Origin of the sequence: Paracoccus sp. TD-10 (assembly GCF_048270675.1) — a bacterium.
GTDB classification, from domain to species: Bacteria; Pseudomonadota; Alphaproteobacteria; order Rhodobacterales; family Rhodobacteraceae; genus Paracoccus; species Paracoccus pantotrophus.
Map to the genome: position 1 here is coordinate 1824962 of NZ_CP182418.1, position 18287 is coordinate 1843248.

Below are 18287 nucleotides of genomic sequence, written 5' to 3' on the forward strand. Positions count from 1 at the left end.
CTTGCCGCCCCGCGCGGCTGCGGTTACATCGGTGTCGTTTCTGCGCGCGCGGGGGGAAGGCCGATGTCCACCGATTCCGACGATCCGAAAGTGCTGGTCTCGACCGGCTGGCTCGCGGCCCATCTGAACGATCCCGACCTGCGCATCATCGACGCCAGCTGGTTCCTGGAGCCGGGCCGCGACGCGCGGGCCGAATACATGGCCGCGCATATCCCCGGCGCCCGCTTCTTCGACATCGACGAGATCGCCGACAAGCGCAGCGAGCTGCCGCACATGGCGCCGCAGCCCGAGATGTTCATCAGCCGCATGCGCGCCATGGGCATCGGCGACGGCCACCAGGTCGTGGTCTACGACAACTCGCCGGTGCGTTCGGCGGCGCGGGTCTGGTGGACCTTCAAGCTGATGGGCAAACAGGACGTGGCGGTGCTGGACGGCGGTTTCGGCAAGTGGCTGGCCGAGGGCCGCGAGACCGAGGACATGCCGCCGATCCTGCGCGACCGCCACATCACCGTGCAGCGTCAGGCGGCGCTGGTGCGCGACGTGACCCAGGTCGCCGCCGCCAGCAAGCTTGCCGATCACGAGATCGTCGACGCCCGCTCGGCCGAACGCTTCCGCGGCGAGGCGCCCGAGCCGCGCCCCGGCCTGCGCTCGGGCCATATCCCCGGCTCGAAAAGCCTGCCCTTCGGCCGGCTCTACAACGCGGACGGCACGCTGAAGCCGGCCGCGGCACTCCGGGCCGAGTTCGAAACCGCCGGCGTGGACCTGTCGAAACCCGTGATCACCACCTGCGGCTCGGGGGTGACGGCGGCCTCGCTGTTCCTGGCGCTCGAACGGATCGGGCACCGGGACCATTCGCTTTATGACGGAAGCTGGGCCGAATGGGGCAGCTTCCCCGACCTTAAAATCGCAACCGGAGACGCGTGATGCTGGGCAATCTGAAACCGCAGGCCCCCGACAAGATCCTGGCCCTGATGGGCGAATTCAGGACCGATCCCCGCCAGGGCAAGATCGACCTGGGCGTGGGGGTCTACAAGGACGCGACCGGCCACACCCCGATCATGCGCGCCGTCCATGCCGCCGAACAGCGCATGCTGGAGACCGAGACCACCAAGACCTATGCCGGCCTGTCGGGCGAGCCCGAATTCCACAAGGCCATGGGCGAGCTGATCCTGGGCGAGGGGCTCAAGCCCGAGACCACCGCGACGCTGGCCACCGTCGGCGGCACCGGCGCCATCCGGCAGGCGCTGGAACTGGCGCGCATGGCGAACCCCGACCTGCGGGTCTTCGTCAGCGACCCGACCTGGCCCAACCATGTCTCGATCATGAATTTCATGGGCCTGCCGGTCCAGACCTATCGCTATTTCGACGCCGAGACCCGCGGCGTCGATTTCGAGGGCATGAAGGCCGACATCGCCCAGGCGAAAAAGGGCGACGTGGTGCTGCTGCACGGCTGCTGCCACAACCCGACCGGCGCCAACCTGACGCTGGAGCAATGGGCCGAGGTCGCCGCGATCCTGGAAAAGACCGGGGCGCTGCCGCTGATCGACCTGGCCTATCAGGGCTTCGGCGACGGGCTGGAAGAAGACGCGGCCGGCACCCGGCTGATCGCCTCGCGCATCCCCGAGGTGCTGATCGCGGCCTCCTGCAGCAAGAACTTCGGCATCTACCGCGAACGCACCGGCTGCCTCTTGGCGCTTTGCCCCGATGCCGCGACCCGCGAGCTGGCCCAGGGCGCCATGGCCTTCCTGAACCGCCAGACCTATTCCTTCCCGCCCTTCCACGGCGCCAAGATCGTCTCGACCGTGCTGACCACGCCGGAACTCCGCGCCGACTGGATGGCCGAACTGGAAGCGGTGCGCGGCGGCATGCTCAAGCTGCGCGAGCAGCTGGCGGGCGAGCTGCGCGACCTCAGCGGTTCGGACCGTTTCGGCTTCGTGGCCCAGCATCGCGGCATGTTCTCGCGCCTCGGCGCCACGCCCGAACAGGTCAAGCGCATCAAGGAAGAATTCGGCATCTACATGGTGGGCGATTCGCGCATCAATATCGCCGGGCTGAACCAGGACACCATCCCGATCCTGGCCCGCGCCATCATCGAGGCCGGGGTCTGACCTGACCGCCCGAAAACCGAAACCGCCGGCCTGGCCCGGCGGTTCTGCATTTCCGGCAACGCGCCGAAAGCCCCGCCTTTCTCCGTTTTCCAAATACCCCGGGGTCCGGGGCAGAGCCCCGGCCCGGCAGCCCCGTCACGCGCCCGCTTAGCCCTTGCGACCCAGCTTGCGGTCGATATAGTCGCGCAATTCCTCGACCTCGGTCAGGCTTTCGCGCAGCTGCGCCTGCCTGGCGCGCAGCTCGGCCTCGGTGCGGGACAGTCGGGCGACCAGGTCGGCCTCGCGCGTCTCCAGCGCGTCCACGGCGCGGTCGCGCTGCTCCTCGGCCTCGTGCAGCTGCTGGGCCATGCTCTCCAGCTCGCCCATCTCGGCGCGGGTGACGCGGGACAGGCGGTGGACCAGCCAGCTTGCGAACCAGCCCAGCATGAAGGCGGCGAACAGGATGATCGCTGTGGCGATGATGAATTCGGTGCGGTTCATGCAGGGGACTTCAGGGCAAGGGGTTGCGGATCACGGCGCCGAGGCCGGTTCGGGGCGCGGCAGCGGGCGGTTCACATGCAAGGCATCGCGCGCGGGCATGGTCGCCGCCTCGGTGGCGGCGCCGACCAGCGCCTCGCGCACCGGCCGGGTGGCGGCCTCGGCGGGCTCGACCGGCTCGGCGGGCGGGGGCAGCAGGCTGGCCGCGGGCAGCGTCGCGGCCCGCAGCGCCGGCAGTTCCGGCAGCGCGGCCTCTTGCGCCGGCTGGGTGGCGACGCGCGACGGATCGACCCCCGACAGCAGCAGCCGCACCGGCTCGGTCGCGGCGAACAGCGCCGCCTCGGGGTCGGTGGGCACGCCCAGCGCCGGGCCGAGGGCGGCGGTCGCGGCATGGCGCGCGGCCTGTTCGGCCCGCGCCGCCACGGTTTCGGGACTGTCGGTGACACCCTTGACCAGTTCGGCCGGGGCCGGGGCCTCGGTGACGACGGGATCGTCGGCCATCAGCAGGAACTCGATGCGGCGGTTCGCCTCGCGCCCGGCATCGGTGTCGTTGTCGGCGATGGGCCGGCTTTCGCCATAGCCCCTGGCCGTCATGTTGCGGGTATCCATCCCCGCCTCGGTCATCGCCGCCAGCACCGCCTGGGAACGGGCGCGCGAGAGTTCGGCGTTGAAGCCTTCGGACCCCTGCGAATCGGTATGGCCGCCAATCTCGATGCGGAAATCCGCGCAAAGCTTCATCGTCTCGGCCAGCAGCGCCAGCGTCGGACCCGGATCGCCGGCGATGACGGATTTGTTCGGCTCGAAGCCGATCTCGGATTGCTGCATCGCCGCGTTCAGCCGGTCCACGCATTCGATGCCCGAGGGCAGGCCCAGAAGCGGATCCATGCGCCGGTCGTAGCGGATCGCCAGCTCATAGCGCGCGCCCGCACCCAGCCGCTGCGCCAGCCGCGCCGCCGCCAGGTCCGATGCGGTCTGGTTGCCCGAGACGCCGCTGATGCGCACCAGCTCGGGCGTCACCCTGGCCTCGCCGCGCGCAAGCCCGTCCAGCGCCTCGAGCGCGGCGATGGCGCGCAGCGTCCAGCCCTCGGGGACCGAGGCATCGCTGCGCAGCGCGCTGTCCACCTGGCCGAAGCGCGCCCGCGCCAGGCCTTCCACCGCGTCGCGCATCCGCTCGTCGGTGATGCGGCCGCGCAGGCTGACGCCGCCCGCATCGACCATGGCCGAGAACTCGGCCGGTCCCGCCTGGACCTCGCCGGGCTTTTCGTGCCGGGCGCTCAGCGTGAAGGCCGGGGGCAGCGCGGCCTCCAGCCGGCCGACCGCCTCGTCGAAGGTCGCTGCCGCGATATCGGCGGGGGCAATCAGGGCCACATCGGTATCCGAGATGGTGACGGAACCCGCCCCCAGCGCCTCGACGGCGCGGATGGAAGGGACGGCGGCATCGGCCCAGCGGGGCGAGGGCACGCCCAGGCCCAGGGTGCATGGCGGCTGGCCCGGCACGCCGGCTGCGCGCCCGGCCTCCAGGATGCGGTCGCGCGCGGTTTCGGTATCGGCGGCGCAGGCGTCGAAGCGGGCGCCCGCCGCATCCTTGACGAAGCGCAGGGTAAAGGGCGCGATCACCGGCCGCGGCGCGGTGATGTCGGCGGTCAGCGTCACGGTGGCCGGCCTGGCGCGGTTCAGCGCCATCTCCAGGTCGCGCTTTTCGCGCGGGCTGTCGGCGATGGCGCGGACCGAGACCTCGCCGGCCGCGATCGAGACCTTGGCGCGCTTGGCCAGCTGCGCGGCCCTGAGGCCGAAGGCAAAGGCATCCTCCCAATCCTCGGGAACCGGGTAATCGGCGCTTTCCATCAGGTCCGAGACCTGGGCCACGCCGGTCTGGCGCTTCAGCCGGTCGACCAGCGAAGCGCGGTCCAGCGTGGCGGGCACCAGGCCGATGATCGAAACGCCCTGGTCGTTGCGCAAAAGCTCGATCTCGAAGGCGGGGGTGGCCAGTTCGGCGGCGGCGGCGACCTGCATCCGGTCGATCACGCGGCCCGCATCGACCACGGTTTCGGCGCTGGCACGGGCGCGGAAACGCTGCACCTCGTCGGGCGCGATGCCTTCCAGCCGCACCTGCAGGCCGTCGGTGGTGAACTCGACCCAGTCGTAATCGGCCAGGGCGGCACGCAGATCCTGGGCCGAGCGGGTCTGGATGAAATCCGCGGCCGCGCGGGCGCCCAGGAACGACAGGCCGGCGGCCGCCGCAAGGGCGATCAGGCTGGCGACAAGAACAGGACCACGACGCGCTTGCCGCTGGGGATTGGCCATCCGGGGAACCTTGGGACTGTTACCGACCCGCCGCATGTAAACCCTGCGCCGGGTTTTCGCAATCAGACCAGCCCCGCCAAGGCAAGAAACAGCGCAACCACCAGCCCGGCGTCGCGATTGCTGCGAAACAGCCGCAGGCAGCCGGCGCTGTCGGTCATGTCGAAGCGCCACAGCTGCCAGGCCAGATGCGCGGCGAAACCGGCGACGCCCAGCAGGCCCAGGGTCAGGCCCAGCCCCGCGGGCGCCGCCGCCATCACCGCCAGGCCCAGAAGCAGCACCGAGGCGGCGGCGAAGCCCGCCAGCCAGCGCGGCGTGTCGCGGCCGAACAGCCGGGCGGTGGACTTGACGCCGATCAGCGCGTCGTCCTCGGCATCCTGATGGGCATAGATGGTGTCGTAGAAGATCGTCCAGGCGATGCCAGACAGGTAGGCCAGCACCGGCGCCGGGGCCAGGTTGCCCATATGCGCCGCCCAGGCCAGCAGCACGCCCCAGTTGAAGGCCAGGCCCAGAAAGACCTGCGGCCACCAGGTGAAGCGCTTGGCAAAGGGATAGATCGCCACCAGCGCCAGCGAGGCCACGCCCAGCGCGATGGCCGCGCCGCCCAGCGTCAGCAGGATGGCGAAGCCGGCCAGCGACTGCGCCACCAGCCAGACCAGCGCGCCCCGGACCGTCACCTGCCCCGAGGGGATGGGGCGCGAGCGCGTGCGCGCCACCTTGTCGTCGATGTCGCGGTCGGTGATGTCGTTCCAGGTGCAGCCGGCGCCGCGCATCAGCACCGCGCCCACGCCGCAGGCCACCGCGATCCACAGGTCGCGCCATTCCGGCCCGTCGGCGATCATCGCCAGCCCGATGCCCCACCAGCAGGGCAGCAGCAGAAGCCAGGTGCCGATCGGCCGGTCGGCGCGCGACAGGCGCAGCCACGGCCTCCAGTCCGGCGGTGCGTGGCGGTCCACCCAGTTGTCGGGCGGCGCGTCGGCGACGGTGCTTGGGCCCTCTGGCGTCGGCCCCTCTGGCGTCCGGTGGTCGGTCTGCATTAGGCTGCGCCCCATCATGGCGAAAATCAGACTGTTCATAGATCACCCGCTGGCCGAGGGACAAGGCGTCGAGCTGAATCCCGACCAGGCGCATTACCTGTCCTCGGTCATGCGGCAGGGTGCCGGGGACGAGATCCTGGTCTTCAACGGCCGCGACGGCGAATGGCTGGCGCGGATCGAGCGCATCGCCAAGCGGAACGGCGCGCTGGCGGCGCTGCGCCGGACCGCGCCGCAACTCAACCCGCCCGACCTGTGGCTGGTCTTTGCCCCGATCAAGAAGGCGCGCACCGATTTCATCGTGGAAAAGGCTGCCGAAATGGGCGCCGCCCGCATCCTGCCGGTGCAGACCGACCACACCAATTCCGAACGCATCCGCCAGGACCGCCTGCAGGCCCATGCCGTCGAGGCCGCCGAGCAATGCGGCGGCACCTTCGTCCCCGAGGTCGGCGACCTGGTGCCGCTGTCGCGGCTGCTGGACGGCTGGGACGCCGGGCGGCGCATCCTCTGGGCCGACGAGGCGCTGGCCGGGCCGGCGCAGGTGCTGTCCGGCCTGCCGCGCGGCCCCTGGGCGATTCTGATCGGTCCCGAGGGCGGCTGGTCCGAATCGGAACGCAAGCGGCTTGCGGCGATGGATTGCGTCACGCCCGTCGCCCTGGGCCCGCGAATCCTGCGCGCCGACACCGCTGCCGTGGCGTCACTGGCGCTTTGGCAGGCGGCCCTGGGCGACTGGCGCTGAACGATCCGGTCTGAAACGCGCAATCTTCCCGCTGGAAACCGCCTGCGCGCGGGAGAATATTGCACCGCAGCATGCATTCCGGGCACCTAGCGCAAAAAGTCAGGAATTTCGGCGCCTTATGCACAAGCTGCATGGCAGAGATGCCGGTTTGTCCGTGGTTTTCGCGAACTGCCCGGCCTATATGCTGTTGCATCAACGAAGCGCCCGATGAGCGGGCAATGATCTCAAGGTGAAAAACTATGTCGGCGATTGACACGAACCGCATCCATGGCGGGACGGGCTCTCTCGGTATTGGCTCGAAAATCTGGGCGGCCCTGTCGGCCTGGAACGATGCGCGCATGACCCGCAATGCGCTGAGCCGTCTTACGGATCGCGAGCTGGACGATATCGGTCTGTGCCGCGGCGATATCGAGCGGATTGCGCGCGCCCGCTAAGCAGCGGTTGAAGACGCGAGATCGGCTGCGTGGGAAACCCGCAGACCCGTTTCCGGCCCGGAGGGGCAAGACGACCAGGCGGCCCCGCAAGGCCGCCTTCAGTATTTCTGACGGGGCGTTTGCCCTGATCAGCCGCGCCTGACGACCAGGGTGGACCATTCGCCCAGGTCGTCGCGCCGTTCCAGCGCCAGCCCGCCTGCCGCATAGGCCGCGATCACCTCCTGGGCCTGGGTGACGAGGATGCCCGACAGGATCGCCCTGCCCCCCGGCGCCAGATGGCGCGCCATGTCCGGCACCAGGTCGATCAGCGGCTGTTTCAGGATATTGGCAAAGACCAGGTCGAAGGGCGCCGCGTTCTCGATCAGCGGATGGTCGAAGCCCACCGCCTCGACGCATTCGACGCGCCCGTCCAGCCCGTTGGCGATGACATTGGCGCGCGCCACGTCCACCGCCTGCGGATCGATGTCCCCGGCCAGCACGATCACCGGGAAGGACCGCGCCGCCGCCATGGCCAGGACCGCGGTGCCGCAGCCGATATCGACGATGCGCTGCGGCGCCACGCCTTCGGCGATCAGCCGGTCCAGCGCCAGCAGGCAGCCCTTGGTGGTGGCGTGATGGCCGGTGCCAAAGGCCATGGCCGCCTCGATCAGCAGCGCCTCGGCGCCCTCGGGCACCTTGTCGGCGTCATGGCCGCCATGCACGAAGAAGCGCCCGGCCTCGACCGGCGAAAGCTCGCGCCGGACATGGGCCACCCAATCCACCTCGGGCAGTTCCGAGACCGCGAAGGGCTCGGCGTCCCAGGCCACGGCCAGCAGCGCCAGGCCCACCTCGTCCGGGGCCTCGGTGAAGTAAAGCCCCACCTCCCAGCGGTCCGAGCCGTCCTCGATCTCGAAGACGCCGCTGCCGACGGGCTCGGGGGTCAGATCCTCGCCCGCCTCGGCAAGCGCCTCGGCCGCCTCGCGTCCGGTTGTATGGGTCAGCGCAGTCCAGGTCGGCATTCAATATCCCTCGGCTGTATCGGTCAGGGGGGCTTTGACACCCGTGCCGCGCAAGCCGCAATAGCCATTCGGATAGCGGTCCAGATATTGCTGGTGATCGTCCTCGGCCCGCCAGAACGGCCCGGCGGGGATGATCTGCGTGGTGATGTCGGGATAGCCCTGCACCGCCAGCCGGTTGCCGTAATCGGCCTTGGAAAGTTCCGCCGCCGCCTTCTGGCTGTCGTTGAACACCATGATGAGCGAGCGGTATTGCGAGCCCACGTCATTACCCTGGCGGTTGCCCTGGGTCGGGTCGTGGTTTTCCCAGAAGATCTGCAACAGCCGCTCATAGCTGACGCGCGAGCTGTCATAGACCACGCGCACCACCTCGGCATGGCCGGTGCCGCCGGCGCAGACCTGCTTGTAGCTCGGGTTCTCGGCGGTGCCGCCGGCAAAGCCGACTTCGGTCAGCCAGACGCCCTCCTGCTGCCAGAACAGCCGCTCGACGCCCCAGTAACAGCCCATGCCGAAGATCGCCTGATCATAGCCTTTCGGCATTTCGGCATCCAGCGGGCGGCCGAAGATCCTGTGAATGGGGGCATTCATGGTTGCGTCCTTTCGCATGTCCTGCCGCATTAGGTAGGCGCGGCGGCCCGACCGTGCAACGCCGGAATGCGGGCGCGGGTTGCGGCCGGGGGCCCGCGTCGTGCAGATTGCGGCCTGACCCCGTGCAGGAGGCCCCGATGCGACCCGGACCGCGAAACCTGATCACCGATGTTTCCGGCCTGCGGGTCGGCAATGCCCGCGACGACGCGCTGCGCTCGGGCAGCACGGTGCTGCTGGGCGAGGCAGCCTTCGCCTGCGGCGTCAATGTCATGGGCGGCGCCCCCGGCACGCGCGAGACCGAGCTGCTGGCCCCAGACAAGCTGGTCGGCGGGGTGGATGCGCTGGTGCTGTCGGGCGGCTCGGCCTTTGGCCTGGCTGCCTGCGACGGCGTCTCGGACGGGTTGCGCGCCATGGGCCGGGGCTTTCAGGTCGGCCCGGTGCGCGTGCCCATCGTGCCCGGCGCCATCGTCTTCGACCTGCTGAACGGCGGCGACAAGGATTGGCCCGCGAACCCCTATCCCGCGCTTGGGCGCAGGGCGCTGGAGGCTGCGTCGGCGGATTTCGCGCTAGGCAGCGAGGGCGCCGGCACCGGCGCGATGACCCATCGCTGGAAGGGCGGGCTGGGTTCGGCCTCGGCGGTGCTGGAGGGCGGCATCACCGTCGGCGCGCTGGTGGTGGTGAACGCGCTGGGATCGGTGACGGCGGGCGAGACCCGACAGTTCTGGGCCGCGCCATGGGAGTTGGGGAACGAGTTCGGCGGGCTGGGCCTGTCCGGCCCCTACCCCGCCGCGGATGAACCCAGCCCGGCGAAACGGCTGGGCGAGGCCACGACCATCGCCATCGTCGCGACCGACGCGGCGCTCGACAAGGCCGGGCTGACGCGGCTGGCGACGGCGGCGCAGGACGGCATGGCCCGCGCCATCGTACCCAGCCACACGCCCTTCGACGGCGACCTGGTCTTTGCCGTCTCGACCGGGGCCAGGCCCCTGCCCGATCCGGCACTGACGCCGTTTCTGCTGGGCCATGCCGCCGCCTGCACGCTGGCCCGCGCCATCGCGCGCGGCGTCCACGCGGCAAGCCCGCGGCCGGGCGACCTGCAACCCTGCTGGCACGAAGGCTAGGCGATCCGGCGGCAGGCCGCGCGCCGAATCGGCGGCGTCAATCCGCCGGACGCATCGGCATCGCGCCTGTCAGAACCAGATGCGGTCGCTGAAGACGTATTGCACGATCCGGTCGCGGGTCAGGCCCATGCGGGCCAGCTCGGCGTCGGATTTCGCCCTCAGAATCTCGATCTCGGCGCGGCGCGACTGCTGGCGGATATAGGCCTCGGTCCCGCGGGCCAGCCAGTCGCGAAAGCCGGAATACAGCGCCGCAAGGCCGGTCTGAGGACGATTGCTTGCAATGATAGCCATGGGAAACCCTTTCGGTCTTGGCGAATGGTTTCCTCCCCTGCCATTCAATCTAGGGCGGTTTCGCCCAGGCCGCCATGGCATCTTTTGCAACGCTGCATTGCAGCACGGGCGTGGCCGGCGCAGGGCCTGCGCCAGGCCCACGGCGGCGTGGACGAATCCGGCAGCCGAACGGAATGCGCTTTCCCCCAAAGGCTTCGGCCATTATACGGTTCGCGGCATTCATGACCGCAAGGGGAAAGCACTATGGCCAATGTGGTGGTCGTCGGCGCGCAATGGGGCGACGAAGGCAAGGGCAAGATCGTCGACTGGCTGTCGGAACGCGCCGATGTGATCGCGCGCTTCCAGGGCGGCCACAATGCCGGCCACACGCTGGTCATCGGCAACCAGGTCTTCAAGCTGTCGCTCTTGCCCTCGGGCATCGTGCGCAAGGGCAAGATGGCGGTCATCGGCAATGGCGTGGTGCTGGACCCTTGGTCGCTGTTCGCCGAGATCGACAAACTGGCCGCGCAGGGGGTCGAGATCAGCCCGGAAAACCTGATGATCGCGGAAAATACCCCGCTGATCCTGCCGCTGCACCAGGATCTCGACAAGCTGCGCGAGGAAGCCGCGGGCGCCAGCAAGATCGGCACCACCGGCCGCGGCATCGGCCCGGCCTATGAGGACAAGGTCGGCCGCCGCAGCATCCGCGTCGCCGACCTGGGCGACGAGGAGACGCTGGATTCGCGCCTCGACCGCCTGCTCGCCCATCACGACGCCCTGCGCCAGGGCCTCGGCGCCGCGCCCATCGACCGGGCGGAACTGCGCGCCAGGCTGCTGGAGATCGCCCCGAAGCTGCTGCAATACGCCCAGCCGGTCTGGAAGGTGATGAACGACGCCCGCAAATCCGGCAAGCGCATCCTGTTCGAGGGCGCGCAGGGCAGCCTGCTCGACATCGACTTCGGCACCTATCCCTACGTGACCAGCTCGACCACCATGTCGGGCATGGCGGCCAGCGGCACCGGGCTCGGCCCCTCGGCCATCGGCTTCGTGCTGGGCATCGTCAAGGCCTATACCACCCGCGTCGGCGAAGGCCCGTTCCCGACCGAGCTCGACGATGCCGACGGCCAGCGCCTGGGCGAGCGCGGCCATGAATTCGGCACCGTCACCGGCCGCAAGCGCCGCTGCGGCTGGTTCGACGCGGTGCTGGTGCGCCAGACCTGCGCCATCTCGGGCGTAGACGGCATCGCGCTGACCAAGCTCGACGTGCTGGACGGCTTCCAGACGCTCAAGATCTGCGTGGGCTACGAGGTGGACGGCCAGCATTACGACCACCTGCCCACCGCCGCGGCGCTGCAGGCCCGCGCGAAACCCGTCTACGAGGAGATGGAGGGCTGGCAGGATTCGACGCAAGGCGCGCGCAGCTGGGCCGACCTGCCGGCCAATGCGATCAAATACGTCCGCCGCATCGAGGAATTGATCCAGTGCCCCGTCGCGCTGCTCTCGACCTCGCCCGAGCGTGACGATACCATCCTCGTGACCGATCCCTTCGCGGACTGATACGGGCTGGCATGGACCTCAAGACGCGCAAACGCTGGTCGCTGGTGATCCTGCTGATCGGGCTGCCGCTCTATATCGTGGTGGCGGTGAGCCTGGTGAACTGGATGGACCGCATCTGGGGCCGCCCGCCGATCCTGGTCGAGCTTGCGGTCTATGTCGCCCTGGGCATCCTCTGGGCGCTGCCCTTCCGCAAGATCTTCACCGGCATCGGCAAGGGCGAATGAGGCTGACAAGCGCCCGCCCGGTCACGCTGATCGGCGGCGCGCCGGTCAGCCGCGCCGACCTGCAGCAGGCGCTGGCGCTCGCGCCGGTGGTGGCCGCCGCCGACAGCGGCGCCGATACCGCGCTGAGCCACGGGCTGATGCCGGCGGCGGTCTGGGGCGATTTCGACAGCATCTCGGCCCGCGCCCGCGCCGAGATCCCGGCCGAGCGCCAGCACCCCATCGCCGAGCAGGACAGCACCGATTTCGAGAAATGCCTGTCCAATCTCGATGCGCCCTTCGTCGTCGCGCTCGGCTTTTCCGGCGCGCGCCACGACCATTTCCTGTCGGTACTCAATGTGCTTGCCCGCCGCATCGGCCCGCCCTGCATCCTGATCGCGGGCGAGGACGTGATCGCCCTCGCGCCCCCGCGCCTCGCGCTGGACCTCGCGCCGGGCACACGGGTCTCGCTGTTCCCGATGAGCCCGGCCACCGGCCGGTCGCGGGGCCTGAAATGGCCCATCGACGGCCTGGCCTTCGCGCCGACCGGCCGCAGCGGCACCTCGAACGAGGCGACCGGCCCGGTCACGCTGGAATGCGACGGCCCGATGCTCGTGATCCTGCCGCGCTCGGAACTCCCGACGCTCGCCCGCGCGCTCTGACCGCTTTCACCGTTTCCCAAATACCCATGCGGCCGCGCCGCTCAGCGTCCCCGGATCCGCGGGTCCATGGCATCGCGCAACCCGTCGCCGATATAGTTCACCGACAGCACCGTCAGCGAGATCAGCAATCCCGGCAACACCACCCGCCAAGGATATATCTGCATCTGGTCCACCGCATCGTAAAGCAGCCGCCCCCAGGTCGGGAAATCCGGCGGAAAGCCCAGGCCCAGGAAGGACAGCGCGCTTTCGGTGATGATCGCCGTGGCGATGCCCAGCGTCGCCGCCACCACGATGGGCGAGATCACGTTGGGCAGCACATGGCGCAGGATCATCCGCGGCGCCGGTGTGCCGATGGATTGCGCCGCCAGGATGAACTCGCGCTCCTTGAGCCCCAGCACCTCGCCGCGCAGGATGCGCGCGGTCTGCATCCACGAGGTGATGCCGATGGCGCCGACGATCAGCAGGAAGGTGCCGCCCGCCGGCCCCATGGCCCGGCCCAGCGGCTCGCGGAACAGCGTCACCATCAGCAGCAGCAGCGGCAGCAGCGGCAGGGCCAGGAACAGCTCGGTCAGCCGCATCAGCGGCGCGTCGAGCCGGCGGAAATAGCCCGATCCGATGCCGATCAGGCTGCCCAGCGTCAGCGCGACGGCCATGGCGGTCAGCCCGACCGCCAGCGAGACCCGGCCGCCGGCCATCAGCCGCGCCAGCATGTCGCGACCCAGCTGGTCGGTGCCCAGCGGATGCGCCGCGCTGAAGCCCTGGTTGCGGGCGCGGATATCGACGAAACCCGGATCGATGGTCCAGACCAGCGGCCCGACGGCGACGAACAGCAGGATCGCCACGAACAGCACCAGCGCCAGCATGGCGCCGCGATGGCTGCGAAACTGCCGCCAGATGTCGCGCCACTGGCTGCGGGCGGGGGCCTGGGGCGGAGGATCGGCGGGCGGCAGCGCCTCGGCCCCCGGCGCGGCCGCGTTCACCGCGCTTTCCTCGATCAGCAGCCGATCAGTCATAGCGGATCCTCGGATCCAGCACGCCGTAAAGCAGGTCGGCGATCAGGGTGAAGCTGACGATCAGCACCGCGAAGATGAAGGTCAGCGTCATCACCATCGGCATGTCATTGGCATGGATCGCCAGGATCAAGAGCTGCCCCAGCCCGTTCACCTTGAACACCTGCTCGGTGATGATGGCGCCGCCGAAGACTGCCGGCAGCCCCAGCGCGATCACCGTCACCACCGGGATCAGGCTGTTCCTCAGCACATGCTTCAGCACCACGACGCGTTCGGACAGGCCCTTGGCGCGGGCGGTGCGCACGTAATCCTGGCGCAGGTTGTCCAGCATGGAGGCGCGCATGAAGCGGCTGATCTGCGCCGCGTTGTACAGCGCCAGCACCGCGACCGGCATCGCCATCTGCCGCAGCTGCACCAGGAAGCTGTCCCAATCCGTCACCCGATGCGTGGTGTCGTAGATCGACGGGAGCCATTGCAGCTTGATGCCGAAGACGATGATGAACACCACCCCGGTAAAGAAGGTCGGCAGCGAGAAGCCGACCATCGAGACGAAGGTGCCGATCTGGTCGAACCAGGAATATTGCCGATAGGCCGAGACGATGCCGATCGGCAGCGCGATCATCACGCCGACCAGGTAGGACAGGCCGACGACGGTCAGCGTCTGCGGCAGCCGCTCGGCGATCACGTCGAAGACCGGGCTGCGGCTCTGGAAGCTGATGATGCGCTGCATACCCTGGCTGAAGCCGGTGCCGAAGACGCGGTCGAACCAGTAAAGCGGCTCGACCCAGAAGAACTGCTTCAGCCACAGCGCGTAGCGGACATACCAGGCCTGCCCGAGACCGAGCGCCTCGCGCATCCGCTCCTTGACCTCGGGCGGCACGGTCAGCGGCACGTCGCCCAAGGGATCGCCGGGCGAGGCCTCGAGCAGCAGGAAGATCACCAGCGAGATGAACAGCAGCGTCGGCACCGCCAGCAGCAGCCGGCGCAGGGCAAAGCTCAGCATCGCCGCGTCACTTCACGCGATGCCAGTCGGCGACGTTCCACAATTCGCTGTCCCAGGCGTTCAGCTTGACGCCGCCCAGCGCGTTCGACACGGCCGAGGTGGTGCCGCGATAGACCAGCGGGATGATGGCGTTGCTGTCGCGGGTCAGCATCTCGTTCAGGCGCCGGCCCATGGCGCCGCGCTCGGCCGGGTCGACGATCTGCGTCATCTCGCCGATCAGCCGGTCGTATTCCGGGTCGCAATAGCGGCTGGTGTTCTCGCCCTGCCACTGGTTTTCCGGCCCCGGCGCCTTGTCGCAGGTCTGACGCGCCAGATAGGGCTCGGGGTTCGAGCCTTCGAAGTTGTTGGCATACATCTCGACATCGGCATAGAATTTCTGGAACGTGTCGGGCGAGCCCGCGTCGCCGCCGAAAAAGACCGAGGGGTCCACCACCTTCAGCTCGGTCTCGACGCCGATCTCGGACCACCATTGCTTGATCAGCGCCTGGAAGTCCTGCCGCACCGCGTTGACCGAGGTCTGGAACAGCAGCGTAAGCCGCTTGCCGTCCTTTTCGCGGATGCCGCCGGCACCGACGGTCCAGCCCGCCTCGTCCAGCAGCGCCTTGGCCGCCTCGATGTCCTGGGTCAGGCATTCGGTATTCTCGGACGCCCAGGCGGCGGGCGCCGGCACCAGGTTGCAGGTCGGCTGCCCCGCCGGGCCATAGCCGATCTCGGTCAGCAATTGCCGGTCGATGGCCATGGACAGCGCCTTGCGCACCGCCGGGTCGGTCAGGATCGGATGCGGATGCTTGATTGTCGAACGCTCGCCCTCGGGCAGGCTGGACGAAGGATCGGTCAGGTTCACATGGATGCGCTCGACCAGACTGCCGAAGGCGGCGGCGTTCTTGCCCTTGCCGGCGGCCTCCATGCCGGCGATCACATCCGGCGAGAGCTGGGTGTTCCAGGCATAGTCGAACTCGCCCGTTTCCAGCACCGCGCGCGCCGCCGCCGCCGCATCGCCGCCGCCCTTCATCAGCAGCGTGGCGAAGGCGGGTTTCGCCGGGTCGCGATATTCGGGATTGGCGGCAAAGGAGATCACGTCATTGGTGCGGAACTCCCGGACCACGAAGGCGCCGGTGCCGATGGGGTTGAAGTTCTGCTCGGTGCAGGTCGGCGCCGCCTCGCCCAGACAGTTCTGAAACTGTGCCTTCTGCAGGATCGGCGATTGCGCCCCCACGAAGGCCGAGAAGGGATCGGGCCGGGGCGAGACGAAGGTCACGCGCACGGTCAGCTCGTCGACCGCCTCGACCTTCTCGACGCCTTCGAACTTGGCAAGCTGGGCGCAGCCGCCTTGCGGGTTCATGCAATATTCCGCCGTGAAGGCCACGTCATCGGCGGTGAAGGGCGTGCCGTCCGACCATTTTATACCCGGCTGCAATTTCCAGATGACGGTCTTCAGATCCTCGGAAATGCCGCCATTCTCGACCGAGGGGATCTCGGCGGCCAGGCGCGGCACCACCTCGCCCTCGGGGGTGAAGCTGGCCAGCGGCTCCAGCACCACGCTGCCGGCGATGATGTCCTTGGTGCCGGCCGACAGATAGGGATTCATCGTCGAGGGCGCCTGCCACATGATGACATTGACCTGCCCGTCGCTGCCCCGCTCGGCGAATGCGGCCGGGGCCATGGCGGCGGCAAGGGCGGCTGTGGCCGCCGCGCCCGGCATCAGGGATCTCAGTTTCATCGCTTTCTCCTGTTGGTGGATCTGCGCGGGACTGCCGGTTCTGGTGGTGTCGTTGCGTCTCTGCCGTTTGCCTGGCCTTGTCGTCCCCCGAATGCGGCGAGTTTCGGACAGGTCTCGGAAGAAAAGCAAGAATCAAGTTCCGATCCGGGTTTGCGGTTGCAATATGGCCCGGCCGCACTAGCCTGAATGCCGCAGCAATGGTCAGGGGGCGCGGATGCTGGACGAAAAGCCGCTGGTCCGGGTCGAGGGTTTGCGGGTCGCGTTCCAGACCCATGACGGCCCGGTCACCGGCGTGCAGGATCTGTCCTTCGACATCCGGCCCGGCGAATGCCTTTGCGTGGTGGGCGAATCCGGTTCGGGCAAGTCGGTCAGCGCGCTGTCGCTGCTGCGGCTGGTCGAATTCGGCGGCGGCGAGATCGCCCAGGGCCGGCTGCTTTTCCAGCGCGCGCAGGGCGAGGTGGACCTGGCAAAGGCCCCGCCCGCCGCCATGCGCGACATCCGCGGCAACGAGATCGCGATGATCTTCCAGGAGCCGATGACGGCGCTGAACCCGGTCTTCACCGTCGGCGAGCAGCTAGCCGAGGGGCTGATCGTGCATCGCGGCCTGTCGCGCGCCCAGGCCCGCGCCCGCGCGCTGGACCTGCTGGGCGAGGTGCGCATCCCCGAGCCCGAGCGGCGGCTGCGCCAATACCCGCACGAGCTTTCGGGCGGCATGCGCCAGCGCGTCGTCATCGCCATGGCCATGGCCTGCCGCCCGCGCCTGCTGATCTGCGACGAGCCGACGACGGCGCTGGACGTGACCATCCAGGCCGAGATCCTGGCGCTGATCGACCGGCTGAAGCGCGAGACCGGCATGGCGGTTCTGTTCATCACCCATGACATGGCGGTGGTGGCGCAGATGGCCGACCGCGTCGTGGTCATGTTCCGCGGCAACAAGGTCGAGGAAGGCCCGGTCGGGCAGATCTTCCAATCCCCGCGCGAGAATTACACCAAGGCGCTGCTTGCCGCCGTGCCGCGCCTGGGCGAGATGGCCGGCCGCGACGCGCCCGAGCCGATGCGGCTGATGCGCGAGGGACAGGTGGCCCGGCCCGAGCCGGTCGTCCCGCGCGCGCCCGAGCCGCTGCTGGAGGTCCGAAACCTCTGCACCCGCTTTCCGGTCAAGGGCGGCATCCTGCGCCGCACCGTGGCCCAGGTCCATGCGGTCGAGGACGTCTCCCTTACCGTCAATGCCGGCGAGACCCTGTCGCTGGTCGGCGAATCGGGCTGCGGCAAGTCCACCACCGGCCGTTCGATCCTGCGCCTGGTCGAGCCGACATCGGGGCAGGTCAGCCTGGGCGGGCGCGACATCCTGGCCCTGGATGCCCGCGGCCTGCGCAAGGCGCGGCGCGACATGCAGATGATCTTCCAGGATCCCTTTGCCAGCCTCGACCCGCAGATGCGCCTGCTCGACCAGATCGAGGAGCCGATGCTGAACTACGGCATCGGCAACCGGGCCGAGCGCCGCGACCGCATCGCCCAGCTTTTCGACCGGGTCGAGCTGCCGCGCGGCTTCATGCGCCGCTATCCGCACGAACTTTCGGGCGGCCAGCGCCAGCGCATCGCCATCGCACGGGCCCTGGCGCTGAACCCCAGGCTCATCATCGCCGACGAGGCGGTCTCGGCCCTCGATGTCTCGGTGCAGGCGCAGGTGCTGAACCTGCTGATGGAACTGCAGCGCGAACTGGGCATTTCCATGCTGTTCATCAGCCATGACATCGCGGTAGTCGAACGCGTCAGCCATCATGTCGGCGTCATGTACCTGGGCCGCATCGTCGAGATCGGCACCCGCAGGCAGGTCTTCGAATACCCGCAGCATCCCTATACCCGCCAGCTGATGGCCGCGGTGCCGGTCGCCGATCCGCGCCGCCGCAAGACGGGCGAGGATCTGCGCTTTCGTCCCATCGCCTCGCCGATCCATCCCGTCGGCCATGCGCCCGCGCCCTCGACCTATCACGAGGTGGCGCCGGGCCACCTGGTGCTGACCGAGCCGGCGACGCATGGCTGAACGCCGCGTTGCGGGATAGTCACA

General features: G+C 69.1%; 18 protein-coding genes. 9 read left to right on the forward strand and 9 right to left on the reverse strand.

Annotated features, from left to right (window positions below; genetic code table 11):
- The first annotated feature begins 63 nt into the window (after positions 1–63).
- Together sseA and ACNKFW_RS09060 are read left to right on the forward strand one after the other, a co-directional pair.
- Positions 64–924: a 3-mercaptopyruvate sulfurtransferase gene (gene sseA / locus ACNKFW_RS09055; RefSeq protein ID WP_028709931.1), complete on the forward strand. Its 861-nt coding sequence runs from the start codon at positions 64–66 to the stop codon at positions 922–924.
- On the forward strand, positions 924–2108 hold the full coding sequence (locus ACNKFW_RS09060; protein ID WP_024843204.1) for an aromatic amino acid transaminase: 1185 nt from the start codon (positions 924–926) through the stop codon (positions 2106–2108). Before sseA ends, ACNKFW_RS09060 begins: the two co-directional genes overlap by 1 nt.
- Positions 2109–2255: 147 nt before the next feature.
- Here ACNKFW_RS09060 and ACNKFW_RS09065 read toward each other — a convergent pair whose 3' ends face one another.
- The 3 genes from ACNKFW_RS09065 to ubiA all read right to left on the reverse strand — a co-directional run bounded on the left by ACNKFW_RS09065 (position 2256) and on the right by ubiA (position 5923).
- On the reverse strand, positions 2256–2588 hold the full coding sequence (locus ACNKFW_RS09065) for a hypothetical protein (protein WP_024843205.1): 333 nt from the start codon (positions 2586–2588) through the stop codon (positions 2256–2258).
- 30 nt (positions 2589–2618) lie between these two features.
- A complete protein-coding gene (locus tag ACNKFW_RS09070; protein ID WP_418024132.1) occupies positions 2619–4889 on the reverse strand; it encodes an OmpA family protein in 2271 nt (756 codons plus the stop codon).
- Between the two features lie 62 nt (positions 4890–4951).
- Entirely contained in the window at positions 4952–5923 is a 972-nt protein-coding gene (ubiA, locus tag ACNKFW_RS09075; protein WP_024843207.1) for a 4-hydroxybenzoate octaprenyltransferase, read from the reverse strand.
- Positions 5924–5939: 16 nt separating this feature from the next.
- Here ubiA and ACNKFW_RS09080 point away from each other — a divergent pair, with 16 nt between their 5' ends.
- Together ACNKFW_RS09080 and ACNKFW_RS09085 are read left to right on the forward strand one after the other, a co-directional pair.
- On the forward strand, positions 5940–6659 hold the full coding sequence (locus ACNKFW_RS09080) for a 16S rRNA (uracil(1498)-N(3))-methyltransferase (protein ID WP_024843208.1): 720 nt from the start codon (positions 5940–5942) through the stop codon (positions 6657–6659).
- Positions 6660–6898: 239 nt separating this feature from the next.
- Positions 6899–7093, forward strand: a complete 195-nt coding sequence (locus ACNKFW_RS09085) for a DUF1127 domain-containing protein (protein WP_024843209.1) — start codon at positions 6899–6901, stop codon at positions 7091–7093.
- Positions 7094–7221: 128 nt separating this feature from the next.
- On the opposite strand, the gene ACNKFW_RS09090 is transcribed toward ACNKFW_RS09085, so the two are convergent.
- Positions 7222–8091: a 50S ribosomal protein L11 methyltransferase gene (locus ACNKFW_RS09090; protein ID WP_147428197.1), complete on the reverse strand. Its 870-nt coding sequence runs from the start codon at positions 8089–8091 to the stop codon at positions 7222–7224.
- A complete protein-coding gene (msrA, locus tag ACNKFW_RS09095) occupies positions 8092–8676 on the reverse strand; it encodes a peptide-methionine (S)-S-oxide reductase MsrA (RefSeq protein ID WP_074990404.1) in 585 nt (194 codons plus the stop codon).
- Between the two features lie 137 nt (positions 8677–8813).
- Between msrA and ACNKFW_RS09100 the strand changes: the two genes are divergently transcribed.
- Complete coding sequence (locus tag ACNKFW_RS09100; RefSeq protein ID WP_147428198.1) at positions 8814–9797, forward strand: P1 family peptidase; 984 nt, start codon at positions 8814–8816, stop codon at positions 9795–9797.
- Between the two features lie 69 nt (positions 9798–9866).
- On the opposite strand, the gene ACNKFW_RS09105 is transcribed toward ACNKFW_RS09100, so the two are convergent.
- The gene (locus tag ACNKFW_RS09105) at positions 9867–10088 is read right to left on the reverse strand and encodes a hypothetical protein (RefSeq protein ID WP_024843213.1); all 222 of its coding nucleotides are present in this window, start codon (positions 10086–10088) and stop codon (positions 9867–9869) included.
- 243 nt (positions 10089–10331) lie between these two features.
- On the opposite strand from ACNKFW_RS09105, the gene ACNKFW_RS09110 reads away from it, so the two are divergent.
- The 3 genes from ACNKFW_RS09110 to ACNKFW_RS09120 are packed head-to-tail and all read left to right on the forward strand — an operon-like array spanning position 10332 to position 12486.
- Positions 10332–11624 (forward strand): adenylosuccinate synthase, encoded by a 1293-nt coding sequence (locus ACNKFW_RS09110; protein WP_024843214.1) that lies wholly within the window; start codon positions 10332–10334, stop codon positions 11622–11624.
- Positions 11625–11635: 11 nt separating this feature from the next.
- Positions 11636–11848, forward strand: coding sequence for a DUF2842 domain-containing protein (locus ACNKFW_RS09115; RefSeq protein WP_024843215.1), 213 nt, complete (start codon positions 11636–11638; stop codon positions 11846–11848).
- Positions 11845–12486, forward strand: coding sequence for a thiamine diphosphokinase (locus tag ACNKFW_RS09120; RefSeq protein ID WP_024843216.1), 642 nt, complete (start codon positions 11845–11847; stop codon positions 12484–12486). The genes ACNKFW_RS09115 and ACNKFW_RS09120 overlap by 4 nt, the downstream gene beginning before the upstream one ends.
- Positions 12487–12527: 41 nt before the next feature.
- Here ACNKFW_RS09120 and ACNKFW_RS09125 read toward each other — a convergent pair whose 3' ends face one another.
- The 3 genes from ACNKFW_RS09125 to ACNKFW_RS09135 are packed head-to-tail and all read right to left on the reverse strand — an operon-like array spanning position 12528 to position 16219.
- Positions 12528–13499 carry an ABC transporter permease gene (locus ACNKFW_RS09125; RefSeq protein WP_024843217.1) on the reverse strand — a complete coding sequence of 324 codons (972 nt, stop codon included), beginning with the start codon at positions 13497–13499 and terminating at the stop codon, positions 12528–12530.
- Positions 13492–14499, reverse strand: a complete 1008-nt coding sequence (locus ACNKFW_RS09130; RefSeq protein ID WP_418024133.1) for an ABC transporter permease — start codon at positions 14497–14499, stop codon at positions 13492–13494. Before ACNKFW_RS09130 ends, ACNKFW_RS09125 begins: the two co-directional genes overlap by 8 nt.
- Positions 14500–14506: 7 nt before the next feature.
- Positions 14507–16219, reverse strand: coding sequence for a peptide ABC transporter substrate-binding protein (locus ACNKFW_RS09135; RefSeq protein ID WP_024843219.1), 1713 nt, complete (start codon positions 16217–16219; stop codon positions 14507–14509).
- Between the two features lie 214 nt (positions 16220–16433).
- Here ACNKFW_RS09135 and ACNKFW_RS09140 point away from each other — a divergent pair, with 214 nt between their 5' ends.
- Entirely contained in the window at positions 16434–18263 is a 1830-nt protein-coding gene (locus ACNKFW_RS09140) for an ABC transporter ATP-binding protein (protein WP_147428199.1), read from the forward strand.
- Positions 18264–18287 lie beyond the last annotated feature (24 nt).

Bases quoted from the DNA above. Each gene is read 5' to 3' on its own strand.
- sseA (WP_028709931.1), top strand. From the start codon at position 64: ATGTCCACCGATTCCGACGATCCGAAAGTGCTGGTCTCGACCGGCTGG.
- ACNKFW_RS09060 (WP_024843204.1), top strand. From the start codon at position 924: ATGCTGGGCAATCTGAAACCGCAGGCCCCCGACAAGATCCTGGCCCTG.
- ACNKFW_RS09065 (WP_024843205.1), bottom strand. From the start codon at position 2,588: ATGAACCGCACCGAATTCATCATCGCCACAGCGATCATCCTGTTCGCC.
- ACNKFW_RS09070 (WP_418024132.1), bottom strand. From the start codon at position 4,889: ATGGCCAATCCCCAGCGGCAAGCGCGTCGTGGTCCTGTTCTTGTCGCC.
- ubiA (WP_024843207.1), bottom strand. From the start codon at position 5,923: ATGCAGACCGACCACCGGACGCCAGAGGGGCCGACGCCAGAGGGCCCA.
- ACNKFW_RS09080 (WP_024843208.1), top strand. From the start codon at position 5,940: ATGGCGAAAATCAGACTGTTCATAGATCACCCGCTGGCCGAGGGACAA.
- ACNKFW_RS09085 (WP_024843209.1), top strand. From the start codon at position 6,899: ATGTCGGCGATTGACACGAACCGCATCCATGGCGGGACGGGCTCTCTC.
- ACNKFW_RS09090 (WP_147428197.1), bottom strand. From the start codon at position 8,091: ATGCCGACCTGGACTGCGCTGACCCATACAACCGGACGCGAGGCGGCC.
- msrA (WP_074990404.1), bottom strand. From the start codon at position 8,676: ATGAATGCCCCCATTCACAGGATCTTCGGCCGCCCGCTGGATGCCGAA.
- ACNKFW_RS09100 (WP_147428198.1), top strand. From the start codon at position 8,814: ATGCGACCCGGACCGCGAAACCTGATCACCGATGTTTCCGGCCTGCGG.
- ACNKFW_RS09105 (WP_024843213.1), bottom strand. From the start codon at position 10,088: ATGGCTATCATTGCAAGCAATCGTCCTCAGACCGGCCTTGCGGCGCTG.
- ACNKFW_RS09110 (WP_024843214.1), top strand. From the start codon at position 10,332: ATGGCCAATGTGGTGGTCGTCGGCGCGCAATGGGGCGACGAAGGCAAG.
- ACNKFW_RS09115 (WP_024843215.1), top strand. From the start codon at position 11,636: ATGGACCTCAAGACGCGCAAACGCTGGTCGCTGGTGATCCTGCTGATC.
- ACNKFW_RS09120 (WP_024843216.1), top strand. From the start codon at position 11,845: ATGAGGCTGACAAGCGCCCGCCCGGTCACGCTGATCGGCGGCGCGCCG.
- ACNKFW_RS09125 (WP_024843217.1), bottom strand. From the start codon at position 13,499: ATGACTGATCGGCTGCTGATCGAGGAAAGCGCGGTGAACGCGGCCGCG.
- ACNKFW_RS09130 (WP_418024133.1), bottom strand. From the start codon at position 14,499: ATGCTGAGCTTTGCCCTGCGCCGGCTGCTGCTGGCGGTGCCGACGCTG.
- ACNKFW_RS09135 (WP_024843219.1), bottom strand. From the start codon at position 16,219: ATGAAACTGAGATCCCTGATGCCGGGCGCGGCGGCCACAGCCGCCCTT.
- ACNKFW_RS09140 (WP_147428199.1), top strand. From the start codon at position 16,434: ATGCTGGACGAAAAGCCGCTGGTCCGGGTCGAGGGTTTGCGGGTCGCG.